Source organism: Halopseudomonas bauzanensis, assembly GCF_900114735.1.
Lineage (GTDB): Bacteria > Pseudomonadota > Gammaproteobacteria > Pseudomonadales > Pseudomonadaceae > Halopseudomonas > Halopseudomonas bauzanensis.
Window position 1 is genome coordinate 141,231 of sequence record NZ_FOUA01000004.1, and the last position, 10,147, is coordinate 151,377.

Below are 10,147 nucleotides of genomic sequence, written 5' to 3' on the forward strand. Positions count from 1 at the left end.
TTTCAGGGCCTGGCGCATCACAGGCTTACTGTTGACTTAGCGACTCAACCGCCACGTCCGATGAATCCGCGTATTACGCTGGAAGTCCTTGTCCAGGGTCTGCGCGGAAATATCCTGCACCTGGTACTTTTCTTCCAGCACCGGATCCAGACGGAAGCGGCGGAAGTTGTTGGAGAAATACACCACCCCACCCGGCGCCAGCCGCGCCATGGCCATGTCCAGCAGTTGCACATGGTCGCGCTGCACATCGAAGACGTCGTCCAGGCGCTTGGAGTTGGAAAAGGTCGGCGGGTCGATGAAGATCAGCTCGTATTCGCCGCGGTCCTGCTCCAGCCATTTCATGACATCGTCCTGCACCAGTTGATGCAGATCGGACAAGCCGTTCAACGACAGATTACGCCGCGCCCAGTCCAGGTAGGTCTTTGACAGGTCCACGCTGGTGGTTTTGCGCGCGCCGCCCACCGCCGCATGCACCGAGGCGCTGGCGGTATAGCAGAACAGGTTGAGAAACCGCTTGCCCCGCGCCTCGTCGGCGATGCGCAGGCGGATCGGCCGGTGATCGAGGAACAGGCCGGTATCCAGGTAATCGGTCAGATTGACCAGCAGCTTCACCTGCCCTTCGGTGACCGTCATGAATTCGCCCCGGCGATCCATGCGCTGGTATTGTTGCTTGCCGGTCTGCCGCTGGCGCTGCTTGAGCACCACCTGGCTGGCCGGAATGCCCAGCACCTGGGGCAATGCCACCAACACATCCTGTAGACGGGCCTGGGCCTTGTCTTCACTGATGCTCGCCGGGGCGGCATATTCCTGCACATGGGCCCAGTCGCCGTAGAGGTCGATTGCCACGGCGAATTCGGGCATATCCGCGTCATATAGCCGGTAGCAACTGATGTTCTGCTGCCGCGCCCACTTACCCAGCGTTTTCAGGTTCTTCTTCAGCCGGTTGGCAAACATCTGCGCCGATTCGCTGAGCCGCGCACCGGTCTCGGCCGGTGCGGCGATGTCACGCCCTTCTTCCCGCTCCGCCTGATGCGGCGCGGTCCCGGTGATATAGCGTTCGGGCTGCAGGTCCATCATCAATAATTTGCAGGGCAAGGCGCCATTGAACAGCGAATACTGCTTGTGACTGCGGATACCCATGCGCCGGCCCAGTTCGGGGTTTCCGGTGAAGATCGCCGCCTGCCAACCGGTACACTGTGTACGCAGCACATCGCCCAGTTTCTGATACAGATAGACCAGACTGGCGGTGTCGCCCAGGCGTTCGCCATAGGGCGGGTTGCAGACGATCAGGCCAGCCTGGCCACGGTCAGGGTTGGGCGCAAAGGTCGCCAGCTCACCCTGATAGACCTTGATCCACTCCGCCAGGCCGGCCCGCTGAATGTTGTTGCGCAGCGGCTGCAGCAGCCGTGGATCGGCTTCATAGCCGCGAATCCAAAGTGGCGGACGAGCCAGGCCAACCTCAGCGCGCTGTTGCGCCTCCGCATGCAGCCGCTGCCACAAAGCCGGCACATGTTGCAGCCAGTGGCTGAAACCCCAGTGCTGGCGGTGCAGGTTGGGGGCGATATCCGCCGCCATCAGGCCTGCTTCCACCAGGAACGTACCGGAGCCGCACATGGGATCGGCCAATGCCGCGCCCTGAGCAGCCAACGCCGGCCAGTTGGCGCGAATCAATACGGCGGCGGCGAGGTTTTCCTTGAGCGGCGCGGCGCCTTGCTGGAGGCGATAGCCGCGCTGGTGCAGGCTGTTGCCGGACAGGTCCAGCGCCAACTGCACTTCGCCATTGCGACAATGCACATTCACCCGCAGATGCGGGCTTACCTTGTCCACCGAAGGGCGAATACCTTCCGGGGTCCGCAGACGATCGACAATCGCATCCTTGACCCGCAGCGCACCGAAGTGGGTATTGTCCACGCCAGCCAGCTGTCCGGTGAAGTCCACGGCCAGGCTGCCGTCGGGTTCAAGATGGTCGGCCCATTGCACCCGCGCCACGCCTTCATACAGGCCCTGGGCATCACTGGCCGGAAAGCGCTCCAGGATCAGCAGTACCCGGTTGGCCAGGCGTGACCACAAACATATCCGATAACCCAGCTCCAGATCACCCTCGGCATATACCCCAGCGACAGTTTCCCGGGCGGAGCCTGCCCCAAGAGCGCGCAGCTCGTCGAGCAGCAGGCCCTCGATACCTTTCGGGCAGGTTATAAAAAATTCAAGGGTGTCGCGCATCTCATTGATTTCCAGAGCAGTGTTACGTTTATGTTGCATGGAGACTTCTAAACAATGATACCAGTATGCCAATTCGATCTTTCCAATACCGTTCCAAAGCCCGCTCCGATAGGGTACAACGGACCTCAAGACTTTGCGTTGGTAAACCGAATAAGGAATCCGCAACTATTGCGGACTCCGGTGCAGAGGGCCCTTCTTCTGCGCCATATCCCGACCCCGAACAACGGTCGGGCTGTCATACCACTCGAGGGCTGTACTTTATGAGAAGACTAAAGCGTGATCCGATGGAACGAGCATTTTTGCGCGGATATCAGAACGGCGTTCAAGGCAAGTCTCAAGACTCCTGTCCCTTCAACAGTACCACCGCCAGGCAAAACTGGATCAATGGCTGGCGTGAAGGCAGAGCCGATCACTGGGCAGGATTCACCGGTATTTCAGGCGTACATCGACTCAACGAGATGCGCGCGGTAGGGTAATCCCCTCCTCACCCCTTTTCTCCCAAGGCGCTTACTCCAAGCGTCGGGCCTGCGAGGCCCAAGGCCCCCGTTTACGGGGGCCATTTCATTCAGTTTCTGGCCGTTTCCGCCGCACCGCTCTGCAGGGCTGCGATGGCATCCACACATTCGCGAATCAGCTCCGGCCCGCGATAGATGAAACCGCTGTAGAGCTGCACCAGGCTGGCACCCGCGTTGATCTTGGCCGCCGCATCAGCGCCGCTCAAGATACCGCCAACCCCGATGATCGGCATTTGCCCCTTGAGCTCCCCGGCCAGCACTCGGATCACCTCGGTCGATACCTCGGTCAGGGGACCACCCGACAAGCCACCCGCCTCATCGGCATGCGTCAGTCCTGCCACCCGCGTGCGATCCAGTGTGGTGTTGGTGGCGATAACCGCGTCCATACCCTGCGCCAGCAAGGTGCGCGCTACCAGACTCACCTCCTCGGGCGTCATGTCTGGAGCGATCTTGATGGCGATCGGCACGTAACGATCATACAGACTGGCCAACTCCTGCTGGCAGGCCTTGATCTGGCCCAGCAGCACCTTCAGCGTATCGCCATACTGCAGCGTGCGTAGCCCGGGCGTATTCGGCGAGGACAAATTCACCGTCACGTAGCCGGCGTGACTGTAGACCTTACGCAGGCAATACAGGTAATCATCTACCGCGCGCTCGACCGGTGTGCTGGCATTCTTGCCGATATTGATCCCCAACGCCCCGCGATAACGGACCTTGGCAACGCGCTCCATCAGGGCATCCACACCCAGGTTATTGAAACCCATGCGATTGATGATGGCGTTGGCCTGCGGCAGACGGAACAGGCGCGGCTTGGGATTACCAGGTTGCGGCCGAGGCGTCACCGTGCCCACCTCGACAAAGCCGAACCCCAGACCCGCCAGGCCATCTACCGCGACTGCGTTCTTGTCCAGCCCGGCGGCAAGCCCAACCGGATTATCGAAGGTCATGCCCAGCAGCTTCACTGGATGAGGCTGAACTGGCCGTGCCAAGCGGGACGCCAGGCGCAGGCGGCCGGCTGCGCCGAGCATGTCCAATGCCAGATCGTGGGAGGTTTCGGCAGGCAGGCGAAACATCAGGGAACGCAGGTTGGAATACATGGGGAGGCCCTGGTAATGAATGGCTGCGCGGAGTATACCGTTTTGCGCGAGCTTTTTAACGTGCAAATCAGCTGCAAAGCCAATCTAGCCAAGGCGCTCCAGAGAAACCAACTTGCCCTCGTCCGTAAACCGCATGACAAAGCTGCCATAGATACCTTCGTGGCGCAGAAAGGGCCGCAGGTGATGGGCTGGCAGGCTGACGCTGCGGCCATCGCGGCTGCGCATCACCACCCTGCCGGCCTGGCCACGATACCAGGCCAGGTAACGCTCGGCGGGTAACGCCAGATCAATGATCAGTTCCTGCATGCTGCTCCATGGATGTTACCTGTCGGGTCTTGACGGCGAGGTCCGCCAGCTCGCGCATGGCAACGGCGATCATCGGGTAATCGTTCTGGCCGGCGCTTCTGAACTCGAGCAGTAATGATTGCCACCGCTGCACCCGCAGTTGATTGTGGTTCAGCCAGTCGCTCAGCAACTGTTCAACCGGCGTGTCCTTGTTGCCCGCCTGCAGTACCGACACCGTCATCGCGCCTAGCTGACTTTCCAGCTCGTCGCGGTAGGATTCCCTTGCCAGTGCCTGCCAATGGGAGTCGACCGGCAATGCGTTGATCTGGTTGACGAACCAGGTGGTCTGCAACTCGCTGCCCAGCGCAAAGAAGACCTGGGCCACCCGCTGCGCGGGCTGGCCGGTGGCGTCCGCCGCGTCGATCACCCCGAGCATGGTGTAGAAGTGCCCCGCGCCAGCGACCAGGCGAGCGATGGCGGGCGGCACACCGGCGGCAGTATAGTACTCGAAGCGCGATTCCCAAAGCTGGCGTACCGACCCCTCCAGCATGTCATCGAAGTGTTCATCCAGCTCCTGGATCTGCGGGGCGAAATGGGCCACCAGGTCAGCGGTATCGGGTTGCTGCTCCGCAGCGGTTGGCTGCCCGCCAGGGGAGATCGAACCGGCCGCCTGCCCCCCGCGGCGGATAAACCAGCGGGTAGCCCTTCGCGCCAGTCGCATCAGCTCATCCATCAGCTCCAGCTGGATAGTCGCCGGCAGTTGATAATCCAGATGAGCAATGTTGTCGAATTGCTCCATCAAGCGGAACACATCCCGCGCCACTATATAGGCCGCCATGATCTGCCCGGCGCTGGCACTGGTGGACTGTTCCAGGCGCCGCAGAAAGGTGACGCCCATGTGGTTCACCAGGTTATTGGCCAACTGGGTAGCAATGATCTCCCGACGCAGCCGATGTCCGGCGAGCGCAGCGGTATGCTCGCGCACCAGTCGCGGTGGGAAGGCGGTTGCCATTTCTCGGGCCAGCCAGGGGTCTTCCGGCGCTTCGGAGGCGATCAGTTTCTCCTTCAGATCCGTCTTGGCATAGGAAATCAGCACCGACAGTTCCGGTCGGGTGAGCACCATGCCGTTGGCCGCACGATCCGCCAACTGGTCATCCTCGGGCAGGAACTCCAGCGCGCGACTGAGCTTGCCGCTGGCTTCCATGGCGGTGATGAAGCGTCGATATTCCGTCATGGCACGGTGCGCCTGCCGCTCTACCAGGCTGATAGCCTGGGTCTGCTGGTAGTTGTTCAGCAACACCAGCCCGGCCACCGCTTCGGTCATGTCCGCCAGCAACTGGTTGCGCTGCTTGACAGTCATGTCACCGGCGGCGACCACCTCATTGAGCAGGATCTTGATATTGACCTCATGGTCAGAACAGTCGACCCCGCCAGCGTTATCGATGAAGTCGGTATTGGCCGCACCACCGTTAAGGCAGTATTCGATTCGGCCCAACTGGGTCATGCCCAGGTTGCCGCCCTCGCCTACCACTTTGCAGCGCAGGTCGCGCCCGTCCACCCGCACCGCATCATTGGCCTTGTCACCCACCTCGGCGTGGCTTTCGGTCGAGGCTTTCACATAGGTGCCGATGCCGCCATTCCACAGCAGGTCAATCGGCGCCTTGAGCAGCCGGTGGATCAGCTCGGCCGGCGTCAGCTGGTCTTCCGCGATATCGAACACATCCTTCATCTGCGGCGTCAGCGTGATCTGCTTGAGACTGCGGGAGAAGACTCCGCCCCCCTCGGAAATCAGTTGCGGATCGTAATCCTTCCAGCTCGAACGCGGCAGATCGAACAGCCGCTGGCGCTCAGCGAAACTGCGCTCAGGGTCCGGATCAGGATCAATGAAGATATTCAGATGGTTGAAGGCCACCAGCAATTTCACCGAGCGCGAAAGCAGCAGGCCGTTACCGAACACGTCGCCACTCATGTCGCCGATACCGATCACCGTGACCGGATCTTCCTGAACATTCACGCCCAGCTCTCGGAAATGCCGCTGCACCGAGATCCAGGCACCCCGTGCGGTGATGCCCATGGCCTTGTGGTCATAGCCGGCGGAGCCGCCCGAGGCGAAGGCATCACCCAGCCAGAAGCCGTAATCCGCGGCGATACCATTGGCGATATCGGAGAAACTGGCGGTGCCCTTGTCCGCCGCCACCACCAGATAATAGTCGTCGTCATCATGGCGGATCACCTGGGGCGGCGGCACTACCTGGCCATCCACCAGATTATCGGTCACATCCAGCAACCCCTGAATGAAGATACGGTAGCAGGCGATGGCTTCCTGTTGTATCTCGTCACGCTCAGCGCCAACCGGGAGCCGCCGCGGTACAAATCCACCCTTGGCGCCGACCGGTACAATCACGGCGTTCTTGACCTGCTGCGCCTTGACCAGACCGAGCACCTCGGTGCGGTAGTCTTCCTCGCGATCGGACCAGCGCAGCCCACCCCGGGCCACCTTTCCGCCACGCAGATGCACCCCTTCGACCCGCGGCGAATATACGAAAATCTCGTACATCGGCCGGGGTAACGGCAACTCGGGAATGGAGGCCGGGTCCAATTTCAGGCTGATGTATTGCTTCGGCTGACCCTGCGCGTCCGGTTGGTAGAAGTTGGTACGCACGGTGGCTTTGATCAACGCCAGGAAACGGCGCAGGATGCGATCCTCATTGAGCACCGCGACCTCTTCCAGGCCGACGATAATGGCCTGCTCCAGCTTGTCTTCCAGCTCGCCGGCCGAGGTTTTGCGGGCCAGGAAGAAGCGGGTCTTGAACAGGCGTGCCAGTTCCCGGGCAATCGAGGCATGGCTGATCAGCGTCGCGGCGATGTAGGGCAACTCGAAGCCCATGCGGATCTGCTTGATGTAACGCCCATAGGCACGCAGCACAGCGACCTCGCGCCAGTGGATACCCGCGAGCAGAATCAGCCGGTTGAAGCTGTCGTTCTCCGCCTGGCCACTCCAGATCGCGGCAAATGCCTGGCCGAACAGCTGGTTGACATCCTCCATGTCCATTTCCGGGTCCAGCGTCGAGCTGAATACGAAGTCGTGTATCCAGTAGCTTTGCCCGTCCCGTCGCTGCAGGTGGAAGGGAAACTCGCCGAGCACGCGCAGTCCGAGGTTCTCCAGCACCGGCATGACATCCGATAACGGCAGCGACCCGCCCCGGTGGTACAGCTTGCAGTGCAACTCGCCGGTCCTGCTCTGCAGCGGCTGGTAGAAGCTCAGGGCCAGAGGGTTGTCGTTATCGAGCGCGAGCAACTGCTGGACATCTGCGACCGCCGTCGCCGGGTTGAAGCGCTCGCTATAGCCCGGCGGAAAAGCGTCGCCAAAATGGGCCAGGGCCTCGGCGGCAGCGGCCTCACCCAGGCCGCCACGCAGACGCTCGTTGAAATCATCAGCCCAACTGCGGCAGGCCTGTATTACATCCCGTTCAATTTTCACGTGGTCGATTTCCAGGTTGCACCGCGGGTCAACGCTCAGAATGAACTGAACACGGACCAGCTGTGATTCGGAGAAAAACGTCCAGAATTCACTGTCGGACGCTTCAAGACGTGCCATCAATACCTGTTGTATCTGCTGGCGAACGGCGGTGGAGTAGATGTCACGGGGGATGTAGGCGAGGCAATAATAAAACTGGGCATAGTTGCCCCGGCGCAGGAATAACCGGACCTGGTTACGCTCCTGAATCTGTACTATCCCCAGCGCCGTCTCGTTGAGCAGTTGGGAGGACACCTGGAACAGGTCATCCCGAGGTAGCTCTTGCAGCACCTGATCCAGTTCCTTGCCCAGATGACTGTGCGTCTCGAAGCCGGAATCACGGCGCACCATTTCGACCTTGCGTCGCAGCCAGGGAATGCTGTGCACATCCGCGCTATGAACCCGTGAGGTATAGAGCCCGGCGAAGCGATGCTCCAGCGTCACCTCCCCGGCATCGTTCACCTCGCGGATAGAGATGTAATCCGGATAGGCCGACCGGTGGACCCGGCTGTTCTGCGCTCCTTTGGCGAAGGATAGCAGCATGGGCGACTGCAGATAGTCCAGCACTGCCTCCGGCAGGCCCTGGATACCCTCATCCGGCGGGTCCAGCGCGGCAATGCCGAGGCTGTGCTCGGGTTGCAAACCCAGCCGCCCCTCGCCGAGCCCTTCACGAATGGCAAAGCGGGTGTAGCCCAGGAAGATGAAATGCTCCAGCAACCAATCGAGGAAGGCCGCCGCCTCCAGCCGGGTGTCAGTGTCGAACCAGCCGGCATCTTCGCCCCGCAACTGCACGCTCAACTCCTGAACCTGCCGTTGCATGGGAACATAGCCGGCAACCGCCGTCTCCACATACTGCAGCGCCTCATGTAGCCCAGCCTGCAGCGCCTTGAGTTCCGCTGGCGTGGCGCAGCGATCAACCTCTATATGCATCACCGACTCGCCGCGCAACTCCTCGTCCCGGGCCGCCGCCGGATGCAGCTCCAGCAGCCGGCCAGCAGCATCCCGCTTCACCATGAAGGTGCTGTTCTGCAGGACATGGATAGCGTAGCCCTGGCGATTGAGTTCGATACGTACCGAATCCACCAAAAAGGGTGAGTCCAGATGCAACAACTGGATTACCGTATGGGGCGAATGCCAGCCGTGATTTTGCACCTGCGGATTGAATACCCGGATGCTGCCCTTGCTGTCATCGAACTGCTGCAGCATCCGCCAGCCGGATAGCACCGCCCCCAGCAAATCGGTGTCCTGGCGAGCGAGCAATTCCTCCAGGGTCGCGATACCGAAGAAATGCCGCGCGAATAGAGTCACCGCCTCTTGCTCATCCGGTTCGACCAACGCCTGCAGACGCTGCTGGACGATCTGCAGAAACTCTTTTCTGTCGCTGGCAACTATGAAAGCCATGATACCTCCGGTCAGGCCATACCGAGACTTCATCATGCCTCGCCGATGCGGTGGCAAATGAAGCGGGAACAGACCCTAGTCTAGACCATGGGCTTTTCGGTAAAGTGACACCCATTGCAGGAAGACCGACCAGCCAAGGAATCTGCTTCATGTCCCATCGCGAGTCATTGCTCCAGTTGAAAACCTTCATGGCCCAGCAGATTTTCGGCCAGGAGCAGCTGATCGACCGCATGCTGATCTGCCTGCTCGCCGGTGGTCATGTGCTGGTGGAGGGGGCACCGGGGCTGGCCAAGACCAAGGCGATCAAGGTGTTGTCCGAAGGTATCGAGGCGGATTTTCACCGCATCCAGTTCACCCCCGACCTGCTGCCGGCGGACATTACCGGCACCGAGGTCTACCGCCCGGAAACCGCCAGCTTCAGCTTTCAACAGGGGCCGATCTTCCACCATCTGGTATTGGCCGATGAGATCAACCGGGCCCCGGCCAAGGTACAGTCGGCTCTGCTCGAAGCCATGGCCGAGCGGCAGGTAAGCATCGGCCGCGAGACCTGGCCGCTACCTGAGCTGTTCATGGTGATGGCCACCCAGAACCCGATCGAGCAGGAAGGCACCTACCCCCTGCCCGAGGCCCAGTTGGACCGCTTCCTGATGCATGTACGCATCGGTTTTCCCGATGCCGCGCTGGAGCGCCAGATCCTGCATCTGGCCCGGGGCGAAGCCAAGGGCTTCGAGCCGCGTATTGCCGAGCAGGTCAGCCAGGCCGCCATTCTTGCTGCTCGTCAGGAAGTGCTCGGCCTGTTCATGGCCGAGGCCGTGGAGGAATATCTGATCCAGCTGATCATGGCCACCCGCCGTCCAGAGCTGTACAACCCGCAGCTGGCGGAATGGATCCAGATGGGCGCCAGCCCGCGCGGCACCATCGCTCTGGACCGCTGCGCCCGCGCCCACGCCTGGCTGGCCGGGCGGGATTTCGTCAGCCCAGAGGATGTGCAGGCCATCGTCCATGATGTGCTGCGCCATCGCTTGATGCTCAGTTTCGAGGCCGAAGCGGCCGGCATCGACGCCGACCGGGCCATCACCCTGCTGGTCGAATCCGTTGCCGTGGTCTAG

Annotated in this window: 6 protein-coding genes; 2 read left to right on the forward strand and 4 right to left on the reverse strand. The window is 61.3% G+C overall.

The genetic code is table 11. From position 1 onward, the window contains the following. Positions 1 to 36: 36 nt before the first annotated feature. Positions 37 to 2,223: a bifunctional 23S rRNA (guanine(2069)-N(7))-methyltransferase RlmK/23S rRNA (guanine(2445)-N(2))-methyltransferase RlmL gene (gene rlmKL, locus BM267_RS10645; protein ID WP_074779923.1), complete on the reverse strand. Its 2,187-nt coding sequence runs from the start codon at positions 2,221 to 2,223 to the stop codon at positions 37 to 39. A 260-nt stretch (positions 2,224 to 2,483) separates the two neighbouring features. On the opposite strand from rlmKL, the gene rmf reads away from it, so the two are divergent. Next, entirely contained in the window at positions 2,484 to 2,699 is a 216-nt protein-coding gene (gene rmf, locus BM267_RS10650; protein WP_074779925.1) for a ribosome modulation factor, read from the forward strand. Positions 2,700 to 2,788: 89 nt separating this feature from the next. Here the strand turns inward: rmf and BM267_RS10655 are convergent, their stop codons facing one another. The 3 genes from BM267_RS10655 to BM267_RS10665 form a co-directional block, all read right to left on the reverse strand. Beyond that, positions 2,789 to 3,835, reverse strand: coding sequence for a quinone-dependent dihydroorotate dehydrogenase (locus BM267_RS10655; protein WP_074779927.1), 1,047 nt, complete (start codon positions 3,833 to 3,835; stop codon positions 2,789 to 2,791). An 84-nt stretch (positions 3,836 to 3,919) separates the two neighbouring features. Then, entirely contained in the window at positions 3,920 to 4,141 is a 222-nt protein-coding gene (locus tag BM267_RS10660) for a DUF2835 domain-containing protein (protein ID WP_036992390.1), read from the reverse strand. Beyond that, positions 4,122 to 9,038, reverse strand: coding sequence for an NAD-glutamate dehydrogenase (locus tag BM267_RS10665; RefSeq protein ID WP_074779929.1), 4,917 nt, complete (start codon positions 9,036 to 9,038; stop codon positions 4,122 to 4,124). The genes BM267_RS10660 and BM267_RS10665 overlap by 20 nt, the downstream gene beginning before the upstream one ends. A gap of 149 nt (positions 9,039 to 9,187) precedes the next feature. On the opposite strand from BM267_RS10665, the gene BM267_RS10670 reads away from it, so the two are divergent. Then, entirely contained in the window at positions 9,188 to 10,147 is a 960-nt protein-coding gene (locus BM267_RS10670; RefSeq protein ID WP_036992391.1) for an AAA family ATPase, read from the forward strand.

Bases quoted from the DNA above. Each gene is read 5' to 3' on its own strand.
- rlmKL (WP_074779923.1), bottom strand. From the start codon at position 2,223: ATGCGCGACACCCTTGAATTTTTTATAACCTGCCCGAAAGGTATCGAG.
- BM267_RS10655 (WP_074779927.1), bottom strand. From the start codon at position 3,835: ATGTATTCCAACCTGCGTTCCCTGATGTTTCGCCTGCCTGCCGAAACC.
- BM267_RS10665 (WP_074779929.1), bottom strand. From the start codon at position 9,038: ATGGCTTTCATAGTTGCCAGCGACAGAAAAGAGTTTCTGCAGATCGTC.
- rmf (WP_074779925.1), top strand. From the start codon at position 2,484: ATGAGAAGACTAAAGCGTGATCCGATGGAACGAGCATTTTTGCGCGGA.
- BM267_RS10670 (WP_036992391.1), top strand. From the start codon at position 9,188: ATGTCCCATCGCGAGTCATTGCTCCAGTTGAAAACCTTCATGGCCCAG.
- BM267_RS10660 (WP_036992390.1), bottom strand. From the start codon at position 4,141: ATGCAGGAACTGATCATTGATCTGGCGTTACCCGCCGAGCGTTACCTG.